A 26,485-nucleotide genomic window follows, 5' to 3' on the forward strand; every position below is an offset into this window, starting at 1 on the left:
AAATTCTAATAATAGCCTTCTTACTAAGAAAGTAAGAAGGCTATTATCGTATAACAAAGAAAAAATTTCTGATTGCGGAGAACTTGTAAGAAACAGGAGCTTGACAATATTTGAGCACTTGAAATTTTCAAAACTATGTTTTAAAATTTAAGTGCGAATTAAAATAAAACAAAGTATATATAAAGGGAGATGGAAGAGATTTTAAAAACTAGTGCTATTATTGTAGCGGCAGGAAAAGGACGCCGTATGGGAAGAGAATATAATAAACAGTACATACTTTTAGGCAATAAACCAATAGTTGCCCATACTATAGAGGTTTTTGAAGATAGTAGTTTGATAGATGAAATAATTTTAGTTGTAGGTAAGGGTGAAGTTGATTTAATTAAACAAATTATTATAGATAAATATAATTTTAAAAAGGTTATTAGTATTGTAGAAGGGGGAGACCGTCGTCAAGATTCTGTTTACAATGGACTAAGAGCTATAGGTAATAATTGCAATATTGTATTGATTCACGATGGAGCTAGGCCTTTTATCACTGATAGCATTATAGAAGAAGGTATAGATGTAGCAAATAAAACTGGTGCTTGTATTGCTGCTGTGCCTGTAAAGGATACTATTAAAGTATCAAATGAAAGCATGGATGTAGTAAATACTCCCAATAGAGAAACTCTATGGGCTGTTCAAACACCCCAGGTTTTTAAATACCAACTAGTAATGGATGCCTATGAAAAATTACAAAATAGCAATATAGAGGCTACTGATGATGCTATGATTATTGAAAGACTAGGCTATACTGTGAAGATTATAAAGGGAAGTTATGAAAATATAAAAATTACAACACCAGAGGATCTAATATTAGGTGAAGGAATTTTAAAAAATAGAAAGGTTGAAGGATAAAATGAGGGTAGGAATAGGATATGATGTACATAAATTAGTAGCGGATAGAAAATTAATAATTGGGGGCGTGGACATTCCTTATGAAAAGGGACTATTAGGGCATTCTGATGCAGATGTATTGCTCCATGCTATTAAGGATGCCATACTGGGAGCGGCAGCCTTAGGCGATATAGGAAAACATTTTCCAGATACTGATGACAAATATAAAGGGGCAAATAGCCTAGATCTTTTACGAGAGGTTGCAATATTGATAGATAGTAAAGGTTATGTAGTTAATAATTTGGATGCTATCATTATTGCACAAAAACCTAAAATGGCTCCTTATATTGAAGAAATGAGAAATAATATTGCACTAGCTTTAAATATTGAAGTAGATAGAGTAAACATTAAGGCTACAACTACAGAGGGGCTAGGTTTTGTAGGCGTAGGCGACGGTATAGCTGCTAACTCAATAGCCAGTATTATAAAAAAATAGGAATAGGGTGATTGAATGATTGAAGTAAAAGGTCTTACAAAGTCTTTTAAAGATGCAGACGCACTTAAAGGTATAAGCTTTAAGGTACCAAAGGGAGAGGTGTTAGGGCTTTTAGGTGAAAATGGCGCGGGTAAAACTACAACTTTACGTATTTTAGCAACTATGCTAAAGCCTACTAAGGGTACTGCAATTTTAAGTGGTCATGATATCTTGAAAAACCAACAAGCTGTAAGAAGGGAGATTGGTATTTTATTCGGTGGTGAAAGCGGTTTATATGACAGACTTACTGCTAGAGAGAATATTGCTTACTATGCTGAATTAAATGACATATCTAAGGAAGAAATTAAGGAAAGAATAGACTATTTAACAAAGATATTAGATATGGAAGAGTATATAGACAGAAGGGTAGGTAAATTTTCTAAGGGTATGAAGCAAAAGGTAGCTATTGCACGTTCTATTGTGCATAATCCTCCTATTATGTTATTCGATGAACCTACTTCTGGATTAGATGTTACAGCTGCTAGAACTATACATAGTTTTATTGAAGAGTGCAGAAAGGAAGGTAAGACTGTAATATTTTCATCCCACTCTATGGTAGAGGTCGAAAAATTATGTGAGCGTGTAGCTATTATACATAAAGGTAATATAATAGAAGAAGGATCAATAGAAGAGCTTAAAACAAAGTATAATAAAAATTTAGAAGACTTATTTGTAGAATTGGTAGGTGGAACAAATGAATAGTAAACATATATTGCTTGTTTTTAAAAAAGAGGTTAAAGATATTTTTAGAGATAAACGAACCTGGATTGCAAGTGTTTTAATACCTATGTTAATTTTTCCGCTCTTATTTTTCTTTATGAATATGGGAGTAAGCAAGATGGAGAAAAACTTACAAAATGATATTGTTGTTTTTATTGAAACAAATGAGCAAGAGGCAGATATTATACAATATCTAAAAAGTGGAGTAGGACTTAAAGTAGTTGATGTTGATAATCCTTATGAAGCTTTACAAAAGGGAGATATTAAGGCGATAATACAAATAGGAGAAAACTTTCAGAGTAAAATAAATGAGAAAGTACCTGGAGATATTAAAATAATATTCGATGAGGTAAGTAATGAATCCAGCATGGCTACATCTGTTGTGGAAGGAATTATTAATAAATATAGTGAAGAGGTTAGGCTTGAAAGACTAGCAGATATAGGAGTTGATCCAAAGATTCTTCAACCTGCCATTATAAATAGAGAGGCCTATGTACCTGAAGGACAGGAATCTAAGGGAGATGCTACAGCTTTAATGATGATAACATTTTTGCTTCCGTTTTTCTTAATGATGTATCCTGTGGTAGGTGGTATGCCAGCGGCAATAGACCTAGGAGCAGGAGAAAAGGAGAGGATGTCTTTAGAGCCTTTATTGGCAAGTGGCGCTGATAGACTTTCTATATTGACTGGTAAATACTTAACTGTACTGTTAGCTTCTGTACTAGGGACAATTACTTCGTTAATTGGCGTTCTTGCAGCAGCTAAAATAGCTCCAAATATAATGCCTTTAGAAGTTCGCATTTCTCCGCTGTCTATGTTGATTTTGGTAGCTACATCATTACTTATAGCTATGATGTTAAGCGGATTGATGCTTTCTATAAGTGTATTTGCTAAATCTTATAAGGAAGCAGGTACCTACTTAAGTCCTGTTACAATTGTACTAATGGTTCCTGCATATTTAACTATGTTTATGGATATTCGTACATTATCAAACCGCATGTTTTTCGTACCATTACTTAATGCTGTGTTGCTAATGAAGGAAGTCCTAGTGGACATTATTAACCCCCTTCATATTGCGACTACATTTGGTGTTTCTATCCTATTGGTAGTGGCATCACTTCTATTTATGAAATACATGTTTAATAAAGAATCTGTTATTTTTAGATCTTAGCAGATAATAAAATCTTCCTTTAAGAGGTCTGAATTTAAATTTTATTGGAATAAATTACTTAAATTATAACTTATTCACATTTTTTAGTACATAATTTTCTATGTGTTAGAAAAATATTGACATTATATGAATAATTGGCTATTCTAATAAGAAGAATATAACAAAATAGTTATAAATCTATGATAGGAAATAGTAAAAAATGATGCTTTGCAGAGAGAAAACCGTTGGTGGAAGGTTTTTAAGCTTTAGTTTTTGAACCAGTCCTTGAGTGAAGGGTTGAAAAAAGTAGATCCTTTCGGTTCGTGCCGTTATACGATTAAGAGAACCTTTTTAGGTTAATTAGAGTGGTACCACGGGTGAAATATAATCTCTCGTCTCTATTGTTTATAGAGATGAGGGATTTTTTATTGTATAAAACCTGTATAAAAAAGGAAGGAGATTCAATATGTCAAAAAAAGATAAGCAATTTGTTGAAGAAATCACCCCAATGGAGGTAGACTTTGCACAATGGTATACAGATGTAATTAGAAAAACAGACTTAGTTGATTACTCACCAGTTAAAGGCTTTATGGTTATTAAGCACTATGGTTATGCTATTTGGGAAAATATTCAAAAGTATATGGATAACAGATTTAAAGATACAGGACATAAAAACTGTTATTTCCCACTACTTATTCCAGAAAGTTTACTAAAGAAAGAAGCCGAGCATGTAGAAGGATTTGCTCCTGAAGTGGCGTGGGTTACTCATGGGGGAGATGAAGAACTGGCAGAAAGGCTTTGTGTTAGACCGACATCAGAAACTATTATTTGTGAAATGTATTCAAGATGGTTAAAGTCCTATAGAGATTTACCATTTTTATATAACCAATGGTGTTCAGTTGTTCGTTGGGAAAAGAGTACGAGACCATTCCTTAGAACCTCAGAATTTTTATGGCAGGAAGGGCATACTCTACACGAAACTTATGAAGAAGCCCAAGATGAGACTTTGCAAATGTTAAATATTTACAAAGAAACTGCAGAAGAATTATTAGCTATGCCAGTTGTTGTGGGACAAAAGAGTGAGAAAGAAAAATTTGCTGGAGCATATGCTACTTATACTATGGAAGCTTTAATGCATGACGGTAAAGCACTTCAAGCTGGTACTTCCCATAACTTAGGTCAACACTTTACAACAGCCTTTGATATTACTTACTCAGATAGAAATGGGGATCTTAAACATCCTTATCACACATCTTGGGGTGTTTCTACAAGGTTAATCGGTGGACTTATTATGGTTCATGGTGATAATAGGGGACTTGTATTACCTCCAGGAGTGGCTCCTGTTCAGGTTGTTATAGTTCCGATAGCATCCCACAAAGAAGGCGTGCTAGATAAAGCTAATGAATTATTTAGTCAGCTAAAAGGCAAGTTTAGAGTTGAGCTAGATGATCGTGACAACTATTCTCCAGGTTGGAAGTTTAATGAATGGGAAATGAAAGGTGTTCCAATAAGAATAGAAATTGGACCAAAAGATATCGAAAAAAATCAAGCCATGTTATTTAGAAGAGATGAATTAGAAAAAGAAGCTATTTCTCTAGATAATCTAGAGGAGGCAGTAGAAAATCTCTTAAGAGATATTAATAACAACTTGCTATATAAAGCTAAGAAAATGAGGGATGAAAAAACCTATATAGTAAAAAGTTTTGATGAAATGAAGGAAGTTATGGAAATAAAGCCTGGTTTTGTTAAAGCCATGTGGTGTGGAGAAAGAGAATGTGAAGAACATATTAAAGCTGAAACTGGTGTTACTATAAGATGTATCCCATTTGAGCAGGAGGACTTAGGCCATACTTGTGCATTCTGCGGTAAAGAAGCAAAACATATGGTATATTTAGCTAAAGCATACTAATCTAAGACTCCATCTCAACTAAGTCTTTGCGTATCTGTATAAAAAGTTGCTCTTAAACTTATATTAGAGTTTAAGAGCAACTTTATTTTTTAGGATATGAACAAAACTCTTAATAGTTAAGGTTTATTTAAGGTTAAAGTAATAAGGAATTAAAATTGTCCTTTTATAATATGCTTAAAGATTAATTTACAGGAGGATAATTATGGATAAAAAAGGAATTGCAGGATTTCAATTAAAAATTATAGGATTAATATTGATGGTATTTGATCATATTTATAGTTTTTTAGATAATATGCCAATTCAATTTAAATGGGTAGGAAGGATAGTAGCCCCAATATTTATATTTATGACTGTGGAGGGGTATTATCATACAAGTAACAAAAAGAAATATATGCTTAGATTATTTATAGGTTCTTTTGTTATGAACCTAGGAAATTTAATGGTACCCCAATATTTTCCTTCAACAAATAATATAGCACTAACAGCTAATATATTTAGCACATTATTTATGATTACTATATATTTATGTATAGTAGATTTTATAATTAGAGCTATAAAAGAGAAAAATATATTAAAAATTGTTTTAGGAATAGCACTGTTTATTTTACCAGTAGCTTTAGGAATAGTAATAATTATGAATATACAAACTCTATTAAGTATACAGATTTTAAGACATTTGGTACTTTTTATTCCTAATCCTCTATTTATTGAAGGAGGTCCTCTATTTTTACTTATAGGTATAGTAATGTATTTATTAAGAAAAAATAGAAACAAACAATTATTAATATATGCAATAATTTCTTTAGCAATTATGTTTACCGGCGAACTTAGTATACAAGGAATACTGTATAATAATTATCAGTGGATGATGGTATTTGCAGCTCCGTTATTATATCTATACAACGGGCAAAAGGGTAGAGGAATGAAATATTTATTTTATATATTCTATCCAGTTCATATATATATACTTTATATAATTTCAACTTTATAGCTATAGCTGTAATAAATGACAGAGTTATAGACTTAGGATTTGTGTAATGAAAAATATAAATATCCTTTTAAGTATATACTTAAAAGGATATTTTGTAATATAAAATGCAAATTAAAATCAAGATTTATATTTAGTTGTGTAGATTTTTAGAATTATTATATAATTAACTTTAGATTAAATATAGCTATTTAGGATAAACATTATAGTAGCCTAGGATAAATAATTTATATTTTATATTTAAGATAAGCTTAAGAAAAGAGGTGTAGTATGGAAAATATATTAAATAAAAAGATTTTAATAATAGATGACGAAAAAGATCTTTTGAAATTAATACATACTGTTTTAACAAAAGAGGGATTTACAAAGGTATATACAGCAGAGACTGGAAATGAAGGCTTAAGATTTTTCAATGAAATTTTGCCAGACTTAATTATATTAGATATAATGCTTCCAGACTCTGAAGGCTATGAAATATGCAGTACAATTAGAAGCACATCCAAAGTACCAATATTATTTTTATCGGCTAAATCTGAAGAGCTGGATAAAGTATTGGGATTTGCCATTGGTGGAGATGATTATATCACTAAACCATTTAGTCCAAAAGAATTGGCATACAGGGTGAGGGCACATTTAAGAAGAAGTGAATATCAAATAGAGCCTTCAGATAAAGCTACATTAAAGTTTGGTCCATTTATAATGGATACAAAAAAAGTTGAACTTTTAAAAAATAATAAGGTGATAGAGTTAAAACCTAAAGAGTATAAAATTTTAGAGTATTTAGCTAAACATAAAAATCAGATTATAAGCAAGGAACAATTGTGCGATGCAGTCTGGGGAGATGAATACATAGGCTACGATAATACTATAATGGTTCATATAAGGAAGATTAGGAAGAAAATTGAAGATAATCCCTCTAACCCTAAATTTTTAGTTACTGTAAAGGGGTTAGGGTATAAGTTTGTACCAGAGGATAAATAGATATGAAATGGAAACTTACATCCGGCTTCATTATTAGTATAGTTTTAATAGTAACAATTGTTATTTTTACAAATGTAGTAGTTATATTATTGCTTTTTATTTCTGGCTCTAATAATATGGATTTGTTTTTTTATAATATGCAAAATACAAATCATCTGAAACCAGAGGAATATGTTAGAGATTTTAATGAAAATATACAAATAAATAATGGACAAATCTTTATTACTGAAAGTGGAAAAGAATCCTTAGATCAAAATAAGGCATGGATACAAATATTAGATAAGGATAGTACTGAAATTTATAGTTACAAAAAAGAAAAAACTGTTCCTACTAAATATACACCAATAGAGCTTATTCATAATTATAAATATGCAAACCCATCCTCTGTATTTGTGGGTGAAAGGGTAGTAAACGGGTATCAGTATAGTTATTTGATAGGATTCCCATATCAAACAGTTGAAAAACATGTAATTACATATAATAAACAGCAAATTAAAACCATTACTGGTAGCGTTTTTGTTTTGTTATTAGGAATAGATTTAATAATAGCCCTAATATTTGGATTATATTTTAGTGGGAAGCTAACAAAACCTGTCAAGATTATTATTGAAGGTATAGGCAATTTATATAATGGAGATTATAGGACTCATTATGATGAACATGGTTTGTATAAGGAAGTATATTCTAATATGAATAATTTAGCTTCCATTCTACAAGAGAATAAAATAGAGAGAATGAACTTAGATCGTATGAGAGAAGAATGGTTTGCTAATATTTCTCACGATATAAAAACTCCTCTAGCTTCTATAAAAGGATATGCAGAGCTATTGAATGGTGAATATGATTTTACTAATGAAGAAATTAAGGAATATTCTGAAATAATTGAACAAAAGTCTATATACATAAAAGAGTTAGTTGATGATTTTAACCTGAGTGCTAGATTGCAAAACAGAAACATAATCCTCAACCTAGAAAAGTGTAATGTTGTAAAAGTTTTAAAAGGAATAGTAATTGATATATTAAACATTCCTGAAAACAATAACAGGAATATTGAATTTATAAGCGATATAAAAAATATAGAGAAGAAAATAGATTTAATTTTATTTAAAAGAGCAATAAATAACATAATACACAATGCTATTGTTCATAATGATGAAAATGTAAATGTACAAGTAAAGATTGAAAATAAAAATAATCAAGCCCATATAACTATAAAAGATAATGGAAAAGGGATTAGCGATGAAGAACTAAAATATATATTTACTAGATATTATAGAGGAACTAATACTGGTAAGAAACATGAAGGCTCAGGATTAGGAATGGCTATAGCTAGAGATATAATAAAGGCCCATGGAGGAGATATTTTAGTAGAGAGTGAGCTAGGTAAAGGAACTACTTTTAGAATTATAATCATCTGTTAAATCCTTAAGTTAATCATATGCGTTGCTTTTGTAGAAAATGTATAGTTTGTATAAAGTGTATAGTATGTGGTAGAATAACAAATAAAACTTAGCGAGGTGGAAAAAATGAAAAATAGTAGATTAATAAAGTATACAACTATAATGACAGTTTTTGTTTTTATATTTAATACTTTTGCCTATGCAGATAGTAGTAGAGTTGTAACATTAGGAAAAGATTTAAATGAGGCTCAAAGAAAACAAATATTAGATATTTTTAAGGTTTCTGAAAATGAAGCAACAATAATTGAAGTAAACAATCAAGAAGAAAGAGCATATTTAGAAGGCGTTGCTACGGAAGCACAGCTGGGTAAAATAACTATGTCATCAGCTTATGTTGAACTACTAGAAGCAGGATCTGGAATTGGAGTAGAGACTTATAATATATCATGGGTAACAAAAGAGATGTATCAGAGTGCATTAGTTACTGCTGGTGTAAAAGACGCTAAGATTATTGCGGCAGCACCATTTCCGGTTTCTGGTACAGGTGCTCTTACTGGAATATTAAAAGCATTTGAGCAAGCTACTGGAAAGAAAATCAGTGATGAACAGAAAAAAGTAGCCAACCAAGAAGTTATACAAACTGGAAAATTAGGTGAAGAAATTGGGAAAGAAAAGGCTACTGAATTAATAAGGGTAGTAAAAGAAGAAGTTATCGAAAAAAGAGTAAAAAATCCAGAAGAAATAAAGAGAATCGTTTTAGATATAGCTGCACGTTTAGATATAAATTTGAATGCAAATCAAATTGAAGAAATTTCTAAGCTTATGGAGCGAATAAATAAATTAAATTTAAATACAGAAGAAATTAAAGAACAGCTTAAAGGCATTGGTAAAAAGATTGATCAAACTTTAAAGGATAACGAACAGGTAAAGTCTTTGCTTCAAAGGATTATAGATATGATAAAAAGTTTATTTAGTTCTTTGTTTAGTATGTTTAAATAAACTTAACCTTTTCTTGATTGAAACTAAGGAATAGGTTATAATAATATGATATTAGAGGGTAAACTGGAGGGATATCATGTCTGTAAGAGTAAGATTTGCACCGAGTCCTACGGGATTCGTACATATAGGAAGTTTGAGAACAGCATTGTATAATTATTTATTTGCCAGAAAAAATAATGGTAAATATATTTTAAGAGTGGAAGATACAGATCAAAGTCGTTATGTTGAAGGAGCAATTGAAGGAATGCTTCGTTCTATGGAATGGGCAGGAGTTAACCATGATGAAGGCGTTATTCTAAACGGAGAACATTTAGGGCAAAGAGGAGAATTTGGACCTTATATCCAGTCACAGAGATTAGATATTTATAAACAATATATTAAGACACTATTGGAAAATGGGTATGCTTATTATTGTTTCTGTTCTAAGGAAAGATTAGATGAGGTAAGAGAAAAACAAAAAGCTGAAGGCCTTACCGCTGGTTATGATGGTCATTGTCGTAATCTTTCTAAAGAAGAGGTGGAGGAAAAAATAAAGGCTGGGCATCCTCATGTTATTAGATTAAGACTACCTGAAAACAAAGATATTAAGTTTACTGATATAGTACGTGGTGAAGTAGTTATGAACACTGTAGATTTAGATGATCAAGTATTAATGAAATCTGATGGTTTTCCAACCTATCATTTTGCTGTAGTAGTTGATGATCATTTAATGGGAATTACACATGTAATTCGGGGAGAAGAGTGGTTACCATCTACGCCAAAGCATGTTTATTTATATGAAGCATTTGGATGGGAAGCACCACAGTATGTACATTTACCTAATATCTTAAATGCAGATCGTAAAAAGCTTAGCAAACGTCAAGGAGATGTAGCTGTAGAGGACTTTTTAAATAAAGGATATTTACCAGAAGGTCTAGTAAACTATATTGCTTTAGTAGGTTGGAGTCCAGAAGATAACCAAGAAATTTTCTCTATGAAAGAGCTTGAGGAAAGCTTTTCATTAGAACGAGTTTCTAAAAGTGGTGGAGTTTTTGATGTTAATAAATTAAATTGGATAAATGGGCACTATATTAGAGAAAGTAGTGTAGAGCGTATTACGGATCTTGCTATACCTCATTTAATTGAAGTAGGTTATATTACTGAAGACGAGGCTAAAGAAAGATATGAATGGCTAAAGGACTTAGTAAGCGTACTTCAGGATAGAATATCCTATGTTGCAGAAATTAAGGATAAGTCAGATATTTTCTTTAAGACGGAAATTGAGCTAAAGGATGATGAGTCTAAGGAGCTTATTAAGGTAGAACACTTGCCGCAGTTATTAGATGTGTTTCAAAGTAAGGTAGAAGAAGCAGAGGTTATAGATGAGGATTTTGGTAAGAAGGTATTTAAAGAAATACAAAAGGAAACTGGTATTAAAGGACCGAATCTATTTAAGCCAATTCGTGTAGTGCTAACTGGAGAGGTACATGGGCCAGATTTACCTCTGGTTATGAAAGTTTTAGGTAGCGAAAACATACTTAAGCGCATACAATATGTAAAGGAACATTTAGTTTAATAAAGTTAAAGGCAAAGAACAGAAGAAGTAAGTCTATACTCCTTGCAAGAGATAAGCTGTCATTGGCTGAAAGCAGCTTTCAAGAAAAGATAGACCCAAATGCATCTGGGAGCTATAGCTTGAAATTTTTAGTAGGGCTAGTCGGGTGGTTCCGTTAAAAACTTGGAGTGGGATGCTTTTTATGATCCAACCAGAGTGGAACCGCGGAATAAAAGCGCCTCTGAATTTTTCAGGGCGTTTTTTGTTTTTTGCAGATATATTTTATTGAAAGGGAGATATGTATGCTTAGGTTTGTTAGAATGATTAAAGATGATGTTGATGCGATATTTGAAAGAGACCCTGCAGCTAAAAGTCTTATAGAGGTATTGTTGTGTTATCCAGGTCTCCATGCTGTTATGTTTCATCGTATTTCTCATGGTCTATATAAAAGAGGACTTATAGTTCTTCCAAGGATTATTTCCAATATAGCACGGTTTTTTACTGGAATTGAAATACATCCTGGAGCTAAAATTGGAAGAAGGGTTTTTATTGATCATGGAATGGGGGTAGTAATAGGAGAAACAGCTGAGGTTGGTGATAATGTAACAATTTACCAAGGATCAACCTTAGGTGGTACTGGAAAGGAAAAGGGTAAGAGACATCCTACTATAGGAAATAATGTGGTTATTTCTTCAGGGGCAAAGGTTTTAGGACCTTTTACAGTAGGAGATAACTCGAAAATTGGTGCGGGATCTGTTGTACTAAAGGAGGTACCGCCAAATTGTACGGTGGTTGGTGTGCCTGGAAGAATTGTAGTTAAAGACGATAAAAAAGTTAATAAGGAAGATACAAGTATAGACTTAGACCAAGTTAAACTGCCAGATCCGATTATGGAGGAACTGATTTATTTGAGAGATAAGGTTTTAGAACTTCAAAATAAAATTATTGAATTGGAGGAGAAAAAGTAATGAGGTTTTATAATACATTGACTAGAAAAAAAGAAGAATTTATTCCATTAATTGCTGGAGAGGTTAAGATGTATGCTTGCGGGCCTACTGTATATAACTACTTTCATATAGGGAATGCTAGAACATTTATGGTGTTTGATGCTCTAAGAAGATATTTAAAATATAGGGGATTTGATGTAACCTTTGTTCAAAACTTTACTGATGTTGATGATAAAATAATAAATAAGGCTAAGGAGGAAGGTGTATCTCCAGAGGAAATTAGCCAGCGATTTATTGATGCTTACTTTTATGATGCTGATACTCTAGGTATAGAGAAGGCCGATATTCATCCGAAGGTAACTGAAAATATGGTAGAAATTATTGAATTCGTTAAAGAACTAGTAGATAAAGGCTATGCTTATCAGTCTGGTGGTGATGTATATTTTGATGTATCAAAATATAAGGAATATGGAAAGCTTTCAAAACAAAACTTAGAGGATTTACAGGCTGGAGCTAGGATAGAAATAAACGAACAAAAAAGAAATCCTTTAGATTTTGCACTTTGGAAGGAAGTAAAGCCGGGTGAACCTAGTTGGGAAAGTCCTTGGGGATTAGGTAGACCTGGCTGGCATATAGAGTGCTCTGCTATGTCTAAAAAATATCTGGGAGAAACTATTGATATCCATGGAGGTGGTGGAGATTTAGTATTTCCACACCATGAAAATGAAATTGCGCAAAGTGAGGCTTGCTCAGGGAGACCATTTGCAAAATATTGGCTACATGTAGGTTATTTAAATGTGGATAACAAAAAGATGTCTAAGTCATTAAATAATTTCTTTACTCCCCGTGAGATTGCTGAAGAATTTGACTTAGAGAACCTTAGATTTTTCATGCTTTCTGCTCATTATAGAAACCCTATTAACTTTAGTAGAGAGTTATTAGAGTCAGCTAAAAATGGCTTAGATAGATTATATACTGGAAAAAATAATTTAGAATATCTATTAAATAATTCAGAGGACTTATCTCCAGTTGCCGAGGAGATAAAATGGACTCAAAGTTTAGTTTCGTATAAAGAACGTTTCAATGAAGTAATGGATGACGATTTTAATACTGCTGATGGTATTGCGGTTATATTTGATTTAATAAGAGATATAAATACTAATATATCTGAGAAAACTGCAAAAACAGTATTACAAGAAGCTTATGATCTATTTATGGAATTAACAGGAGTACTAGGACTATTAAATAAAGAAGGGGAAGTTTTAGAAGAAGAAATAGAAAGACTTATAGAACAAAGACAGAATGCTAGAAAAGAAAAAAACTTTGCTCTTTCTGATAAAATTAGAGATAATTTAAAGAAAAAAGGAATCGTATTAGAAGATACTCCACAAGGAGTTAAATGGAGACGTATATAGGAGTGAAAAAATTATAATATGGATGAATTTTTGAATAATATACAGGAAAATACGAAAATAAAAACCGAGTCAGAAGTTAGGATGATGGCTCCATTAGTACTTGCATATGTGGGGGATGCCATATTTGAAGTGTTTATTCGTAATTATTTAGTAAAGGAAATGAATGTATCCGTGAATCAATATCATAAAAAGGCTACCCGTTATGTACGGGCTAAGTCTCAGGCGGAAGTTGTACATGCTCTTGAGCCGGAACTAACGGAGGTAGAGTGGACAATAGTGAAAAGAGGGAGAAATCAAAAATCAGCAACTGTACCTAAAAATGCAAATTTAACTGACTATAGATATGCCACAGGATTTGAAGCATTACTAGGATATTTATTCTATATAGGAGAGTACAGTAGATTATCTCTATTAATGAATAGGGCTGTAGAGATTATTAATAATGGAATGGATGTGTAAGTATGGACAAGCGTTCTAAAACTATGATTATAGTTACGATCTTTCTTTTATTTCTTCTTATAATTAAATCTACTGTAATTGATCCTGTAGGAGAGTTAGTAGGAGATTCAGAAAAATATAGACTATATACACTTCAAACTTCTCCATTAAATGGAGGGCTTTTAGAAAAAGCAGGACTACTTACCTATAGGGTTGTTAAGGTTAAGCAAGATAGTATAGAGGGTAATACGGAAGTGTTACTAAAGATTGAAAATAGCGATGAATGGACTAGTGATATTTTAGAAGGGCAATACAGCGGAAAAGTACGTGCATATTTATTTTACTTTATTCCGGTTAAAGATATAAATTTTAGAGGGGGATTTGTAAAAGATGAAAAGTAAGATGAAGGTTAGTCTAATTACCTATACACCTGAGCCAGAAAAGTTAGTTGCTGGAGCTGCTAAGCTCTGTTATTCCCATAGTGGAATAGATGAGTTAATGAGTAATTTGGAGCAAGGTAATATTGAAAAGTTTATTGCTATGCTCGCGATTATGGGACATGAATCCCCTTTTGAGCATATTAACTTTACCTTTGGTATAGAAGGAGTATCTAGAAGTCTAACACACCAGTTAGTTCGACACCGTATTGGATCTAGCTATTCTCAAAAAAGTCAGAGATATGTTAAAGAAGGCAGTTTTGAATATGTAGTTCCTCCTCACATTGCAGATATACCTGAGGCAAAGGAAATGTATATTAAGACTATGGATGATATTCAAATAGCCTATGATAGTTTAACAAGTATTTTGTTTGAAAAACATTATGAGTATTATTTAAATAAAGGAAAATCAGAGAAGGCTGCAAAAAGTGCGGCCGAGAAGCAAGCTATTGAAGATGCGAGATATGTTTTACCTAATAGCTGTGAAACTAAAATAGTGGTAACGATGAATGCCAGGGCTCTATTTAATTTCTTTAAAAAGAGATGCTGCAATCGTGCTCAGTGGGAAATTAGAGAACTTGCTATAGAAATGTTAAAACTTGTACTAGAAGTTGCTCCTAATATATTTAAAATTGCAGGACCGGGCTGTTTAACTGGAAAATGTCCAGAAGGAAATATGAGCTGTGGGGAGAGCGTGGCAGTTAAGGATAGGTTTAGGAACCTATCTATTAGGGAAATATAGGGTAATGTATATGAGGAAGGAAGGATAATATGTCAACAGATAAAATAGTAGGACGAAATCCAGTAATGGAGGCACTAAAATCTGGTAGAGAGATTGATAAAATTTTAATCGCTAAAGGAACTGAAGGTGGTTCCTTAATTAAAATAATTGGGAAAGCAAAAGATAGGGGCATACCTATTCAATATGTTGAAAGACAAAAATTAAATGAAATATCGGAATCTAATGCACATCAAGGAATTATAGCAACTGTAGCTGCTTACGAATATAGCGACTTAGAGGATATTCTTGATAGAGCTAAACGAAGAGGTAAAGATCCTTTTATTCTAATTTTAGATGAAATTATGGATCCTCACAATTTAGGATCTATTATGAGAACAGCTGATGCAGTAGGAGTAGATGGTATTATTATTCCTAAAAGGCGATCTGTAGGTTTAACAGCAACTGTTGCTAAGAGTTCTGCTGGGGCTATTGAATATGTTCCTGTAGCAAAGGTTTCTAATATTGCGCAGACAATTGATCGTATTAAAGAGAAGGGTATATGGGTTGCTGGAGCAGATATGAGTGGAGCTAAAGAACATTATAATACTGACTTAAAAGGACCTCTTGCATTAGTTATAGGGAATGAAGGTCAGGGGATTTCAAGATTAATTAAAGAAAAATGTGATTTCTTAGTAAAACTTCCTATGGCTGGTCAAGTATCTTCATTAAATGCTTCAGTAGCAGCAGCTGTTTTAATGTATGAAGTCTTCAGACAAAGATCAACTGCTGATAATTAGCTAGAGGAAATAGCTTTGAATGAATATTTAATTTTAGATGGTTATAATGTGATTAATTCTTGGCCTAAATTAAAGCTACTAATGAATGAAAGCTTAGAAATTGCGCGAGGTGAACTGATTGAAATAATGGCAGAATACAGGGCATTCAAGGGTGTTAATGTCATTATTGTATTCGATGCTTATTTAGTAAAAGGAAGCACAAAGAAGAGTGAGAAATTAAGAGGAGTAGAGATTGTGTTTACTAAGGAGAGAGAAACAGCTGACTCTTATATAGAAAGACTTATTGTTGAACTATCTAAAAATAGGAGAAATAGAGTATCGGTTGTAACTAATGACTGGACAGAACAGCAGATGGTGTTAGGCGGAGGAGCTACAAGAGTCTCGGTTAGAGAAATGGTATTGGATTTTGATCAAATAAAAAATAAAATAAATAAGAAGATTGAAACCCCTAGAAAGCAAAAAGATACATTATCCGACAGGATTGATCCGCTAATTTTGGAAAAACTTGAAAAATTCCGACGAGGATAAGGAAACTCCTTGACTTAACATAATCTGTTCAGTTATAATGAAATCATGAAAATTGCGGATTATACAAAAGTGTTGGAGGCGATGGGTATGGGTGCTGGCATAGCAAAAGAAACTGTAGAAAATTATGAAATAGTAGATGAGGTTATGGTTGAAATTGCTAAAGATGGTGATTTGGAAGCTTTAGAATATCTGATTAAAAAATATAAAAATTTTGTTCGTGCTAAAGCTAGATCTTATTTTTTAATTGGTGCCGATCGTGAAGATATTGTACAAGAAGGCATGATTGGATTATATAAGGCAATTCGTGATTTTAAACCCGATAAACTGTCTTCATTTAGAGCTTTTGCTGAACTTTGTATTACACGCCAAATAATAACTGCTATAAAAACAGCTACTAGGCAAAAACACATTCCTTTAAACTCATATGTATCGCTAAACAAACCAATATATGATGAGGAGTCTGATAGGACACTATTAGACGTGATTTCTGGCCAAAAGGTTACTGATCCTGAGGAGTTGGTAATCTGTAGAGAAGAGTTAGGTCACATAGAAGGAAAAATAGGCGAAATTTTGAGTGACTTGGAATGGAAGGTATTGGCTCTTTATTTAGAAGGAAGGTCTTATCAAGAAATTGCCTGTGATTTAGATAGACACGTAAAGTCTATAGACAATGCCCTTCAAAGGGTGAAAAGAAAATTAGAGAAATATTTGGAGTCAAGAAATGGATAAGCCTATACTGTATTAACAATACATAACAATATTGACAACATCGCATTACAAATAGTAAAATGATGTTGGGTACAAGTGATTATAGGACATAATTAGGTTTTTAAAAACACCCGGCATCGTTTAAATAAAAAGATGTAAAAAATAAAATAAGGCTTTTTATTAAGGAGGAAAATAACAATGGCAAAGGCAAAATTTGATAGAAGTAAACCACATGTTAATATTGGAACAATTGGACACGTTGACCATGGTAAAACAACATTAACAGCAGCGATCACAAATACATTAAATGTAAGATACGGAACAGGTGCAGCTGTAGCGTTTGATAAAATTGACAAGGCACCAGAAGAAAGAGAAAGAGGAATCACAATATCTACATCACACGTAGAGTACGAAACACCAAACAGACACTACGCACACGTAGACTGTCCAGGTCACGCTGACTATGTAAAGAACATGATTACAGGAGCAGCACAAATGGATGGAGCGATCTTAGTATGTTCAGCAGCGGATGGTCCAATGCCACAAACAAGAGAGCACATTCTATTATCAAGACAGGTAGGGGTACCATACATCGTAGTATTCTTAAACAAATGTGATATGGTAGATGACGAAGAGTTATTAGAACTAGTAGAAATGGAAGTAAGAGACTTACTTAACGAATACGAATTCCCAGGAGATGATACACCAATCGTCAGAGGATCAGCACTACAAGCATTAAACAATCCAGAAGGACCATGGGGAGATAAGATCGTAGAATTATTCGAGCAAATCGACACATACGTTCCAGAACCAGTAAGAGCAACAGACAAAACATTCCTAATGCCAGTAGAGGACGTATTCTCAATTACAGGTAGAGGAACAGTAGCAACAGGAAGAGTAGAAAGAGGAGTAATAAAAGTACAAGACGAAGTAGAACTTGTGGGAATTGCAGAAGAATCAAGAAAAGTAGTAGTAACAGGAGTAGAGATGTTCAGAAAGTTATTAGACCAAGCACAAGCTGGAGATAACGTAGGATTACTATTAAGAGGAATCCAAAGAACAGAGATTCAAAGAGGACAAGTATTATGTAAACCAGGAACAATTAAGCCACACACAAAGTTCAAAGCAGAAGTATACGTATTAAAGAAAGAAGAAGGTGGAAGACATACACCATTCTTTGATGGATACAGACCACAATTCTACTTTAGAACAACAGACGTAACAGGATCAACAAAATTACCAGAAGGAATGGAAATGGTAATGCCAGGAGATAACGTTACAATGGAAATTGAATTAATTCACCCAATCGCTATTGAAGAAGGACTAAGATTTGCTATTCGTGAAGGTGGAAGAACAGTTGGATCTGGAGTAGTTGCTTCTATTATAGAATAATTAAATGCTATTAGAACGATAATAAAGGGACTAGGTTAACCTAGTCCTTTAAAAAAACAATAACCTACCTAGTAGCGAATGTTCTTATGGCTTAAGAATGCAAAAATATTTTTGTGATAGCATCAGTCTAATTTTTTTATTGACATAAAATTAAAAATATGATAGATTTTAAAAAGTAATCAATTATATAATAAGAGCTAACTATGTGCTTAAGCAATAGATATGTTCGTTAGGCAACTGTAATAGGAGGTGTAACTGGTGCGAGTGAATATTACATTAGCATGTACAGAGTGCAAGCAAAGAAATTACAACACAAGCAAAAATAAAAAAAGCAATCCAGATCGTATGGAGCTTAAAAAATATTGTAAGTTCTGCAAAACTCATACTGCCCACAGAGAAACAAAGTAGGATAGCGCTAGAACTTCTTTAAAAGGATGTGAAGTAAACAATGACTACCCAAGCAAATGCCAACAATGGAGAAAAGGCAAGAAATCTTGGTAAGTTTTTAAAAGGTGTTCGATCAGAACTTAAGAAAGTAAATTGGCCTAACCGGAAAGAATTAACAAACAACACTATTGTTGTAGTTGTTTCTGTTGCATTAGCCACACTTGCATTATGGGCGCTAGATTCAGCCTTTGGTTTTGGGTTAAATCTTATCATACGATAATATATTATGCTTAAAAGGAGGGGAGAGTATCCGGTTATAAAGGTGGATGCTCCTGATATATGTCCGAAAAAGCAAGATGGTATGTTATGCATACCTATTCAGGTCATGAAAACAAAGTGAAAATGAATATTGAAAAAATGGTTGAAAACAGAGGGATGGAAGACATTATTTTGGAGGTAAAAGTACCTACAGAAGAAAAAGTCGAAATTAAAAATGGCAAAAAAAAGATAAAAGAGTCCAAATTGTTTCCGGGATATGTACTTGTTAAAATGCTTATGACTGATGAATCTTGGTATTTAGTACGGAATACAAGAGGTGTTACAGGTTTTGTTGGTCCAAGTTCAAAACCAATACCACTAACAGACCAAGAGATAAAGTCTATGGGAGTAGAAGAGCCTAGAATTGAAGTAGATGTTAAAGTTGGAGAAAGTATAAAAGTTACTTCAGGTCCTTTTGAAACCTTTATTGGAACTATTGAACATATCAACATGGAAAAACAAACCCTTAAAGTTCGCATTTCAATGTTCGGAAGAGAAACACCAGTTGAGCTAGGATTTGATCAAATTGAGAAAATTTAGATCAAATAATAGTTCAAGAGAATAGTTTTTTATGTAAATTTTTAAGTGTATTGCAATGATTAAGGAGGTGTAAAACAATATGGCAAAGAAAATAATAGGACAAATCAAATTACAAATTTCTGCAGGAAAAGCTACTCCAGCACCACCGGTTGGACCAGCACTTGGACAACATGGTGTAAATATAATGGGATTCTGTAAAGAATTTAATGCTAAAACTGCTGATCAAGCTGGTTTAATTATTCCAGTTGTTATTTCAGTTTACCAAGACAGATCATTTAGCTTCATTACAAAAACTCCACCTGCTGCAGTATTAATTAAAAAAGCTGCTGGTATTCAAAGTGGATCTGGTGAAGCAAATAAGAAAAAAGTTGCAAAAATCTCTAAAGATAAAATTAGAGAAATTGCTGAATTAAAAATGCCTGACCTAAATGCTGCATCTATAGAAGCTGCTATTAGCATGATTTCTGGAACAGCAAGAAGTATGGGTGTTGTAGTAGAAGACTAATTTATAAGTAGTTTATAGAAGTGGGAGGTTCTCACTAAAAACCGTTAATACCACAAGGAGGTAAAGAAATGGCTAAACAAGGTAAGAAATATCAAGAAGCAGCAAAACAAATTGATAAAATGCGATTATATGACCCAGCAGAAGCAATAGAACTTGCAAAAAAAGTTGCTACTGCTAAATTTGATGAAACTGTAGAAGCACACATAAAATTAGGTGTTGACTCAAGACACGCTGATCAACAAGTAAGAGGTGCTGTTGTATTACCACATGGTACTGGTAAAACTGTTAAAATCCTTGTATTTGCAAAGGGTGAAAAGGCGATTGAAGCTGAAAAGGCAGGAGCAGACTATGTAGGTGGAGACGAATTAGTAGCAAAGATTCAAGGTGAAAACTGGTTCGATTTTGACGTAGTAGTTGCAACTCCTGATATGATGGGTGTTGTAGGTAAATTAGGTAGAGTATTAGGACCAAAAGGTTTAATGCCAAACCCTAAGTCAGGAACAGTAACGTTTGATTTAGTAAAAGCTGTTAATGAGATTAAAGCTGGTAAAGTTGAGTACAGGTTAGATAAAACAAATATTATCCATGTGCCAATTGGAAAAGCTTCATTCGAAAAAGAAAAATTAGTAGAGAACTTTAGAACATTATTAGATGCTATTGTAAAAGCAAAGCCAGCGGCTGCTAAAGGACAATACTTAAAGAGTATTACAGTAACAGCAACAATGAGCCCTGGAATTAAAGTTAACCCAGTTAAGGTAATGGAATAATTTACTTGTTATAAAGCAAGAATTAACCGTTGACATATATCAAATTTATTGATAAAATTATTTACGTTGTTAAATTTGAATATTTTGCCGTAGATAGTAGGTGCTAATGCTTAAACATCCTACCGAGGCTTTGAATAAATAAAATCAAAGGTCTCGTTATGTCTATGAAAAGACAAAATGAGGCCTTATTTTAATAAAACGGCAAAGTACGGTGTAAATAATTAAAAAGGAGGTGGATCCCCTAATGGCAAAAGCAATTGACATTAAAAAAGAGGTAGTAGCTGAAATTACTGATAAACTTCAAAGATCTGCTGCAACTGTAGTAGTAGATTATAGAGGCTTAAAGGTAGACGAAGTAACAGAGCTTAGAAAGCAATGTAGGGAAAAAGGTCTTGAGTATAAGGTGTATAAAAACACTTTAACTAGAATGGCTGCTGAAAATGCAGGTATGAACGAACTTGTACAAGAGTTAGTAGGACCTAACGCAATTGTATTTAGCTATGATGATCCTGTAGCTGCTGCTAAAATTGCAAGTGAATTTGCAAAAACTCATAAAAACTTAGAGTTAAAAGCCGGGATTGTAGAAGGCGTACTTTATAAAGAAGATAAGCTTACAGAGTTTGCTTCTATTCCATCAAGAGAAGAGCTTATTGCAAAACTTCTTGGAAGCTTCAAAGCTCCATTATCAAACTTTGCTTACTTAGTTAAAGCAATCATTGATAAAAAAGAGGCAGAAGGACAAGCGTAATAGGATTAATTTAAAACAATAAAAATTATAAAAATGAAATGGAAAAGCGGAGGTGCTTGTAATGACAATTGAACAAATTTTAGAAGCAATTGAGAATATGAAAGTATTAGAATTAAACGAGTTAGTTAAAGCAGCTGAAGAAAAATTTGGAGTATCAGCATCAGCTCCAGTAGTAGTTGGAGGAGCAGTAGCTGGAGGAGCAGTAGCTGAAGAACAAACAGAATTTGAAGTAGTTCTTGAAAGTGCTGGTGCATCTAAAATCAACGTAATCAAAGTAGTAAGAGAATTAACAGGTCTTGGATTAAAAGAAGCTAAAGAAGTTGTAGATGGCGCTCCTAAGACATTAAAAGAAGGCGTAGCTAAAGAAGAAGCTGATCAAATTAAAGCTAAATTAGAAGAAGCAGGCGCAACTGTAACAGTTAAGTAATTAATTTCTTATATTTAAAAAAGGGACTCCAGGAAACTGGAGTACCTTTTTGTATTTTTTCAAAAAAAATAACCTCTTGCTTTCGCCAGAGGTTATAATGAATAAATTTCGACAATAAATATTAATCTTTTCTAAATTATACTATAATTTTCAAAAAAACGCTAGTGTTATGTTAAACAAATATTAAAAAGTATTTAAACCCATAGAAATAAAATATTGACAACTTGACAACCTTATGGTAGAATTATAAATTGCATACTAGTCTTTAATTTAGAGTTTTTTTATTGGCACTAGTATAAAAAAAAGCTAAAAGGCAATAGTATAGGAATAGTTATATATGGAAAAAACCATAAAGTATAAAAGCATTTGGATATTTTAAGGATAGAACTACATTTATGCAAATTTTCTAATAGTTGAGTGCTTTTAAAAGAAGCAGGAGGTTAGAAATATTTTGAGCTTTTGAGGTTTTTAACGAAATTTAAAGAATTAAGTGCGACATTGAGCATTGCGAAAGCAATAGCGGAATTTTATATTACAAGGGGTGAATTGTATGATGCCACATCCTGTCCAGCTCGGTAAGAAAACTAGAATGAGCTATGCACAAATTGATGAGGTTTTGGAAATGCCTAATCTTATCGAACTGCAGAAAGAATCCTATCAATGGTTTCTAGATGAAGGATTAAAAGAGGTTTTCAATGATGTTTCACCAATTGAAGACTATACAGGTAATCTTATCTTAGAGTTTGTTGACTATTCACTTGATGAAAAACCAAAGTACGATATCGAAGATTCAAAGGAACGAGACGTTACATACGCGGCACCATTAAAAGTAAAGGTTAGGCTAATCAATAAGGCAACTGGAGAAGTTAAGGAGCAAGAGGTCTTTATGGGAGATTTTCCTTTAATGACCGATACTGGAACCTTTATTATTAATGGAGCAGAAAGGGTAATCGTTAGTCAGCTAGTACGTTCTCCAGGAGTGTATTACAGTAGAGAGTTTGATAAAACCGGAAAACAACTTTTCTCTGCTACCGTTATTCCTAATAGGGGAGCATGGCTTGAATATGAAACAGATTCCAATGAAATAGTATCTGTAAGAATTGATCGTACTCGTAAACAACCTGTTACAGTACTACTTAGAGCATTAGGTTATGGATCAGATACTCAAATAAAGGAATTGTTAGGTGAAGATGAACGTTTATTAACTACGCTTGAAAAGGATAGTACTAAAACTACAGATGAAGCATTATTAGAAATATATAAGAAATTACGTCCAGGCGAACCACCTACAGTTGAAAATGCCAAGTCTCTATTAAATACTTTATTTTTTGATCCTAAACGATATGACTTGGCTAAAGTAGGTAGATATAAGTTTAATAAAAAGCTATCATTGGCTAATAGAATTCTGGGTAAACGTGCAGCTAGTAATATAGTAGATCCAAATACTGGAGAGATATTAGTAGAAGAAGGTACTAAGATAGATCGTGATATGTCTATATTTATACAAGATTCTGGTATAAACGAAGTACTAGTCTATGTAGAAGATAATAAACAAATAAAGGTTTTAGGAAATCATTTTGTTAATATCAAGAAACATGTTCCATTTAATATAGACGAATTGAAAATTACTGGTAAGGTTTATTATCCAGTTCTTAAGGAAATTCTTGATACCTTTAATACAGAGAATGAAATTAAAGAAGCTATTAAAGAGAGAATGAGAGAACTTTCTCCAAGACATATTATTGTTGCAGATATTATAGCTTCTATAAGTTATGAATTTAACTTAGCTCATGAAACTGGTAATGTGGATGACATCGACCATTTAGGAAACAGAAGATTACGTTCTGTTGGAGAACTTTTACAAAACCAATTTAGGATTGGACTTTCTCGTATGGAAAGAGTTGTAAAAGAGCGTATGACTATACAAGATGTTGATCTTGCAACACCGCAGGCTCTTATTAATATTAGGCCAGTAGCGGCATCAATTAAGGAGTTTTTTGGAAGTTCACAATTATCACAGTTTATGGATCAAACTAATCCTTTAGCGGAATTAACCCATAAACGAAGATTATCAGCTTTAGGACCAGGAGGACTTTCAAGGGAAAGAGCCGGATTTGAGGTTCGTGACGTTCATCACTCTCATTATGGACGTATGTGTCCAATTGAAACCCCAGAGGGACCTAATATAGGACTTATTAACTCATTAAGTACCTATGCAAGAGTCAACGAATATGGATTTATTGAATCACCTTATCGAAAACTAGATAAAAAGAGAAATGTTGTAACTAATGACATTGAGTACTTAACTGCTGATGAAGAAGATCTACTAATTATAGCCCAAGCAAATGAACCTTTAGATGAAGAGGGTAGATTTGTAAATAAGAGAGTAACTTGCAGAACCCATTTCGGTGGTATAGATGTTATGCCAGCTAATGAGGTAGACTATATGGATGTATCACCTAAACAGGTAGTGTCCGTTGCTACTGCTATGATTCCTTTCCTTGAAAATGACGATGCTAACCGTGCCTTAATGGGATCAAACATGCAACGTCAGGCAGTACCCCTTCTAATTACCGATGCTCCAATTATCGGTACAGGAATGGAATATCAGTCTGCAAAGGATTCGGGAGTTGTTGTTGTAGCTAGACATAGTGGTATTGTAGATAAGGTAGCATCTAATGAAATTGTAATTAAAAGAGATGATAATGGCCAGAAAGAACGCTATAAACTATTGAAATTTAAGCGGTCTAATCAGGGAACCTGCATCAATCAACGTCCTATTGTAAATAAAGGTGAAGTAGTTAAGGCTGGAGATGTAATAGCAGACGGTCCTTCTACAAATCAAGGAGAAATTGCCCTTGGTAGAAACTGTTTAATAGGATTTATGACTTGGGAAGGTTATAATTACGAAGATGCTATATTAATCAATGAAAAGTTAGTAAAAGAAGATGCTTTAACCTCTATACATATTGAGGAATATGAGGCGGAGGCAAGAGATACTAAATTAGGTCCTGAGGAAATAACAAGAGATATTCCTAATGTTGGAGAAGAAGCCCTAAAGGATCTAGATGAAAGAGGAATAATCCGAATTGGTGCTGAAGTTCAGTCTGGAGATATTTTGGTTGGTAAGGTTACGCCAAAAGGAGAGACCGAACTTACGGCTGAGGAAAGACTTCTAAGAGCAATCTTTGGAGAAAAGGCAAGAGAAGTAAGAGATACTTCTTTAAAAGTACCACACGGTGAATCTGGTATCATCGTAGATATTAAAGTGTTCTCTCGTGAAAATGGAGATGAATTACCTCCAGGAGTAAATGAGCTTGTAAGAGCATATATTGCTAAAAAGAGAAAAATCAATGTTGGGGATAAAATGGCTGGTCGCCATGGTAATAAAGGGGTTATATCTAGGGTACTTCCAGCAGAGGATATGCCATTCTTAGCTGATGGTACTCCACTAGAAATAGTTCTTAACCCATTAGGCGTACCATCTCGTATGAATATTGGTCAGGTACTTGAAGTGCATCTAGGGTTAGCTGCTAAAACCTTAGGTTGGCAAGTTGCTACACCAGTATTTGACGGTGCTAACGAGCATGATATTATGGATGCATTAGAAATAGCAGGTTATTCAAGAAGTGGAAAGGTGAAATTATACGATGGAAGAACAGGTGAGTCCTTCGATAATGATGTAACCGTAGGATATATGTATATGCTTAAGTTACATCACCTTGTTGATGATAAGATTCATGCTAGAAGTACAGGTCCATACTCATTGGTTACACAACAACCATTAGGCGGTAAAGCTCAATTTGGTGGTCAAAGATTTGGTGAGATGGAGGTATGGGCACTTGAAGCTTATGGTGCTGCCCACACACTTCAAGAAATCTTGACTGTAAAATCTGACGACGTAATAGGCCGTGTTAAAACCTATGAATGCATTGTTAAAGGTGAAAATATACCTGAACCAGGAGTGCCGGAATCCTTTAAAGTATTAATTAAGGAATTACAAAGTTTATGTTTAGATGTAAAGGTATTAACAGAAGAAGATTCTGAAATTGAGATTAAAGAATCTGTAGAAGATGATAGTAGTGAGCTTAATATGGAATATGCAGATTTTGGCTATGAAGCAGAAGAAGTTGCTGAGCAGCCAGACACAAATGAAGAGGAACAAGACTCTGACATCGACTATATGACAGAAGAAGATTTTGAAAGCCAAGATCAAGATATAGAGTTTGATGAAAAGTACCTCGATGATGATTTTAATTCCTATGATGACTTTTAAATAGTCGGATGCGATTTTAATTCCTATGATGACTTTTAA

27 protein-coding genes and 3 other annotated features are annotated in these 26,485 nt (G+C 33.2%); all 27 genes read left to right on the forward strand.

All coding sequences use genetic code 11. From position 1 onward, the window contains the following. Positions 1-189: 189 nt before the first annotated feature. Entirely contained in the window at positions 190-900 is a 711-nt protein-coding gene (gene ispD / locus HYG84_RS07960; protein WP_330655608.1) for a 2-C-methyl-D-erythritol 4-phosphate cytidylyltransferase, read from the forward strand. 1 nt (position 901) lies between these two features. Further along, the gene (gene ispF, locus HYG84_RS07965; protein ID WP_212381892.1) at positions 902-1,375 is read left to right on the forward strand and encodes a 2-C-methyl-D-erythritol 2,4-cyclodiphosphate synthase; all 474 of its coding nucleotides are present in this window, start codon (positions 902-904) and stop codon (positions 1,373-1,375) included. Between the two features lie 15 nt (positions 1,376-1,390). Further along, a complete protein-coding gene (locus HYG84_RS07970) occupies positions 1,391-2,116 on the forward strand; it encodes an ABC transporter ATP-binding protein (protein WP_212381894.1) in 726 nt (241 codons plus the stop codon). Next, the gene (locus tag HYG84_RS07975; RefSeq protein ID WP_212381896.1) at positions 2,109-3,305 is read left to right on the forward strand and encodes an ABC transporter permease; all 1,197 of its coding nucleotides are present in this window, start codon (positions 2,109-2,111) and stop codon (positions 3,303-3,305) included. The genes HYG84_RS07970 and HYG84_RS07975 overlap by 8 nt, the downstream gene beginning before the upstream one ends. 170 nt (positions 3,306-3,475) lie before the next feature. Next, positions 3,476-3,687: a binding site (T-box leader), on the forward strand. Between the two features lie 63 nt (positions 3,688-3,750). Then, on the forward strand, positions 3,751-5,193 hold the full coding sequence (gene proS, locus HYG84_RS07980) for a proline--tRNA ligase (RefSeq protein WP_212381898.1): 1,443 nt from the start codon (positions 3,751-3,753) through the stop codon (positions 5,191-5,193). 202 nt (positions 5,194-5,395) lie between these two features. Then, positions 5,396-6,184, forward strand: coding sequence for a TraX family protein (locus HYG84_RS07985; protein WP_212381899.1), 789 nt, complete (start codon positions 5,396-5,398; stop codon positions 6,182-6,184). Positions 6,185-6,451: 267 nt separating this feature from the next. After that, a complete protein-coding gene (locus HYG84_RS07990) occupies positions 6,452-7,162 on the forward strand; it encodes a response regulator transcription factor (RefSeq protein ID WP_212381900.1) in 711 nt (236 codons plus the stop codon). A 2-nt stretch (positions 7,163-7,164) separates the two neighbouring features. Beyond that, on the forward strand, positions 7,165-8,583 hold the full coding sequence (locus HYG84_RS07995) for a sensor histidine kinase (RefSeq protein WP_212381901.1): 1,419 nt from the start codon (positions 7,165-7,167) through the stop codon (positions 8,581-8,583). Between the two features lie 105 nt (positions 8,584-8,688). Further along, entirely contained in the window at positions 8,689-9,561 is an 873-nt protein-coding gene (locus HYG84_RS08000) for a DUF1002 domain-containing protein (protein ID WP_212381902.1), read from the forward strand. 76 nt (positions 9,562-9,637) lie between these two features. Further along, positions 9,638-11,116, forward strand: a complete 1,479-nt coding sequence (gene gltX, locus HYG84_RS08005) for a glutamate--tRNA ligase (RefSeq protein WP_212381903.1) — start codon at positions 9,638-9,640, stop codon at positions 11,114-11,116. Between the two features lie 5 nt (positions 11,117-11,121). Next, positions 11,122-11,341, forward strand: a binding site (T-box leader). A gap of 56 nt (positions 11,342-11,397) precedes the next feature. Continuing rightward, positions 11,398-12,063 carry a serine O-acetyltransferase gene (cysE, locus tag HYG84_RS08010; protein WP_212381904.1) on the forward strand — a complete coding sequence of 222 codons (666 nt, stop codon included), beginning with the start codon at positions 11,398-11,400 and terminating at the stop codon, positions 12,061-12,063. After that, positions 12,063-13,457, forward strand: coding sequence for a cysteine--tRNA ligase (gene cysS / locus HYG84_RS08015; RefSeq protein WP_212381905.1), 1,395 nt, complete (start codon positions 12,063-12,065; stop codon positions 13,455-13,457). The genes cysE and cysS overlap by 1 nt, the downstream gene beginning before the upstream one ends. Before the next feature lie 18 nt (positions 13,458-13,475). Beyond that, positions 13,476-13,916, forward strand: coding sequence for a Mini-ribonuclease 3 (locus tag HYG84_RS08020; RefSeq protein ID WP_212381907.1), 441 nt, complete (start codon positions 13,476-13,478; stop codon positions 13,914-13,916). A gap of 2 nt (positions 13,917-13,918) precedes the next feature. Further along, a complete protein-coding gene (locus HYG84_RS08025) occupies positions 13,919-14,296 on the forward strand; it encodes a hypothetical protein (protein ID WP_212381908.1) in 378 nt (125 codons plus the stop codon). Position 14,297: 1 nt separating this feature from the next. Next, positions 14,298-15,074 (forward strand): FAD-dependent thymidylate synthase, encoded by a 777-nt coding sequence (gene thyX, locus HYG84_RS08030; protein ID WP_442860802.1) that lies wholly within the window; start codon positions 14,298-14,300, stop codon positions 15,072-15,074. Positions 15,075-15,103: 29 nt separating this feature from the next. Beyond that, positions 15,104-15,850: a 23S rRNA (guanosine(2251)-2'-O)-methyltransferase RlmB gene (gene rlmB / locus HYG84_RS08035; RefSeq protein WP_212381910.1), complete on the forward strand. Its 747-nt coding sequence runs from the start codon at positions 15,104-15,106 to the stop codon at positions 15,848-15,850. Positions 15,851-15,865: 15 nt separating this feature from the next. After that, complete coding sequence (locus HYG84_RS08040) at positions 15,866-16,378, forward strand: NYN domain-containing protein (protein WP_212381911.1); 513 nt, start codon at positions 15,866-15,868, stop codon at positions 16,376-16,378. A gap of 87 nt (positions 16,379-16,465) precedes the next feature. Further along, complete coding sequence (gene sigH, locus HYG84_RS08045) at positions 16,466-17,107, forward strand: RNA polymerase sporulation sigma factor SigH (RefSeq protein WP_212381912.1); 642 nt, start codon at positions 16,466-16,468, stop codon at positions 17,105-17,107. 177 nt (positions 17,108-17,284) lie between these two features. Further along, a complete protein-coding gene (gene tuf, locus HYG84_RS08050; RefSeq protein WP_212381913.1) occupies positions 17,285-18,478 on the forward strand; it encodes an elongation factor Tu in 1,194 nt (397 codons plus the stop codon). 258 nt (positions 18,479-18,736) lie between these two features. Next, positions 18,737-18,886, forward strand: a complete 150-nt coding sequence (gene rpmG, locus HYG84_RS08055) for a 50S ribosomal protein L33 (RefSeq protein WP_012158354.1) — start codon at positions 18,737-18,739, stop codon at positions 18,884-18,886. 40 nt (positions 18,887-18,926) lie between these two features. Then, on the forward strand, positions 18,927-19,145 hold the full coding sequence (gene secE, locus HYG84_RS08060) for a preprotein translocase subunit SecE (RefSeq protein WP_212381914.1): 219 nt from the start codon (positions 18,927-18,929) through the stop codon (positions 19,143-19,145). Between the two features lie 59 nt (positions 19,146-19,204). Continuing rightward, positions 19,205-19,723 (forward strand): transcription termination/antitermination protein NusG, encoded by a 519-nt coding sequence (gene nusG / locus HYG84_RS08065; RefSeq protein ID WP_212381916.1) that lies wholly within the window; start codon positions 19,205-19,207, stop codon positions 19,721-19,723. A gap of 79 nt (positions 19,724-19,802) precedes the next feature. Further along, a complete protein-coding gene (gene rplK, locus HYG84_RS08070) occupies positions 19,803-20,228 on the forward strand; it encodes a 50S ribosomal protein L11 (RefSeq protein ID WP_212381918.1) in 426 nt (141 codons plus the stop codon). A 68-nt stretch (positions 20,229-20,296) separates the two neighbouring features. Then, positions 20,297-20,995 (forward strand): 50S ribosomal protein L1, encoded by a 699-nt coding sequence (rplA, locus tag HYG84_RS08075; RefSeq protein WP_212381920.1) that lies wholly within the window; start codon positions 20,297-20,299, stop codon positions 20,993-20,995. Positions 20,996-21,064: 69 nt separating this feature from the next. Further along, positions 21,065-21,195 (forward strand) — a sequence feature (ribosomal protein L10 leader region). A gap of 44 nt (positions 21,196-21,239) precedes the next feature. Continuing rightward, positions 21,240-21,743: a 50S ribosomal protein L10 gene (rplJ, locus tag HYG84_RS08080; protein WP_212381922.1), complete on the forward strand. Its 504-nt coding sequence runs from the start codon at positions 21,240-21,242 to the stop codon at positions 21,741-21,743. 61 nt (positions 21,744-21,804) lie between these two features. Next, positions 21,805-22,170, forward strand: coding sequence for a 50S ribosomal protein L7/L12 (rplL, locus tag HYG84_RS08085; RefSeq protein ID WP_212381924.1), 366 nt, complete (start codon positions 21,805-21,807; stop codon positions 22,168-22,170). Between the two features lie 553 nt (positions 22,171-22,723). Further along, on the forward strand, positions 22,724-26,446 hold the full coding sequence (rpoB, locus tag HYG84_RS08090; RefSeq protein ID WP_212382131.1) for a DNA-directed RNA polymerase subunit beta: 3,723 nt from the start codon (positions 22,724-22,726) through the stop codon (positions 26,444-26,446). Positions 26,447-26,485: the final 39 nt, after the last annotated feature.

The sequence above is a fragment of the Alkaliphilus sp. B6464 genome, assembly GCF_018141165.1.
Taxonomy (GTDB): domain Bacteria; phylum Bacillota; class Clostridia; order Peptostreptococcales; family Natronincolaceae; genus Alkaliphilus_B.

What these genes read in the sequence shown, in the direction of transcription:
- ispD (WP_330655608.1), top strand. Translation starts at nt 190, where the DNA reads ATGGAAGAGATTTTAAAAACTAGTGCTATTATTGTAGCGGCAGGAAAA.
- ispF (WP_212381892.1), top strand. Translation starts at nt 902, where the DNA reads ATGAGGGTAGGAATAGGATATGATGTACATAAATTAGTAGCGGATAGA.
- HYG84_RS07970 (WP_212381894.1), top strand. Translation starts at nt 1,391, where the DNA reads ATGATTGAAGTAAAAGGTCTTACAAAGTCTTTTAAAGATGCAGACGCA.
- HYG84_RS07975 (WP_212381896.1), top strand. Translation starts at nt 2,109, where the DNA reads ATGAATAGTAAACATATATTGCTTGTTTTTAAAAAAGAGGTTAAAGAT.
- proS (WP_212381898.1), top strand. Translation starts at nt 3,751, where the DNA reads ATGTCAAAAAAAGATAAGCAATTTGTTGAAGAAATCACCCCAATGGAG.
- HYG84_RS07985 (WP_212381899.1), top strand. Translation starts at nt 5,396, where the DNA reads ATGGATAAAAAAGGAATTGCAGGATTTCAATTAAAAATTATAGGATTA.
- HYG84_RS07990 (WP_212381900.1), top strand. Translation starts at nt 6,452, where the DNA reads ATGGAAAATATATTAAATAAAAAGATTTTAATAATAGATGACGAAAAA.
- HYG84_RS07995 (WP_212381901.1), top strand. Translation starts at nt 7,165, where the DNA reads ATGAAATGGAAACTTACATCCGGCTTCATTATTAGTATAGTTTTAATA.
- HYG84_RS08000 (WP_212381902.1), top strand. Translation starts at nt 8,689, where the DNA reads ATGAAAAATAGTAGATTAATAAAGTATACAACTATAATGACAGTTTTT.
- gltX (WP_212381903.1), top strand. Translation starts at nt 9,638, where the DNA reads ATGTCTGTAAGAGTAAGATTTGCACCGAGTCCTACGGGATTCGTACAT.
- cysE (WP_212381904.1), top strand. Translation starts at nt 11,398, where the DNA reads ATGCTTAGGTTTGTTAGAATGATTAAAGATGATGTTGATGCGATATTT.
- cysS (WP_212381905.1), top strand. Translation starts at nt 12,063, where the DNA reads ATGAGGTTTTATAATACATTGACTAGAAAAAAAGAAGAATTTATTCCA.
- HYG84_RS08020 (WP_212381907.1), top strand. Translation starts at nt 13,476, where the DNA reads ATGGATGAATTTTTGAATAATATACAGGAAAATACGAAAATAAAAACC.
- HYG84_RS08025 (WP_212381908.1), top strand. Translation starts at nt 13,919, where the DNA reads ATGGACAAGCGTTCTAAAACTATGATTATAGTTACGATCTTTCTTTTA.
- thyX (WP_442860802.1), top strand. Translation starts at nt 14,298, where the DNA reads ATGAAGGTTAGTCTAATTACCTATACACCTGAGCCAGAAAAGTTAGTT.
- rlmB (WP_212381910.1), top strand. Translation starts at nt 15,104, where the DNA reads ATGTCAACAGATAAAATAGTAGGACGAAATCCAGTAATGGAGGCACTA.
- sigH (WP_212381912.1), top strand. Translation starts at nt 16,466, where the DNA reads ATGGGTGCTGGCATAGCAAAAGAAACTGTAGAAAATTATGAAATAGTA.
- tuf (WP_212381913.1), top strand. Translation starts at nt 17,285, where the DNA reads ATGGCAAAGGCAAAATTTGATAGAAGTAAACCACATGTTAATATTGGA.
- secE (WP_212381914.1), top strand. Translation starts at nt 18,927, where the DNA reads ATGACTACCCAAGCAAATGCCAACAATGGAGAAAAGGCAAGAAATCTT.
- nusG (WP_212381916.1), top strand. Translation starts at nt 19,205, where the DNA reads ATGTCCGAAAAAGCAAGATGGTATGTTATGCATACCTATTCAGGTCAT.
- rplK (WP_212381918.1), top strand. Translation starts at nt 19,803, where the DNA reads ATGGCAAAGAAAATAATAGGACAAATCAAATTACAAATTTCTGCAGGA.
- rplA (WP_212381920.1), top strand. Translation starts at nt 20,297, where the DNA reads ATGGCTAAACAAGGTAAGAAATATCAAGAAGCAGCAAAACAAATTGAT.
- rplJ (WP_212381922.1), top strand. Translation starts at nt 21,240, where the DNA reads ATGGCAAAAGCAATTGACATTAAAAAAGAGGTAGTAGCTGAAATTACT.
- rplL (WP_212381924.1), top strand. Translation starts at nt 21,805, where the DNA reads ATGACAATTGAACAAATTTTAGAAGCAATTGAGAATATGAAAGTATTA.
- rpoB (WP_212382131.1), top strand. Translation starts at nt 22,724, where the DNA reads ATGCCACATCCTGTCCAGCTCGGTAAGAAAACTAGAATGAGCTATGCA.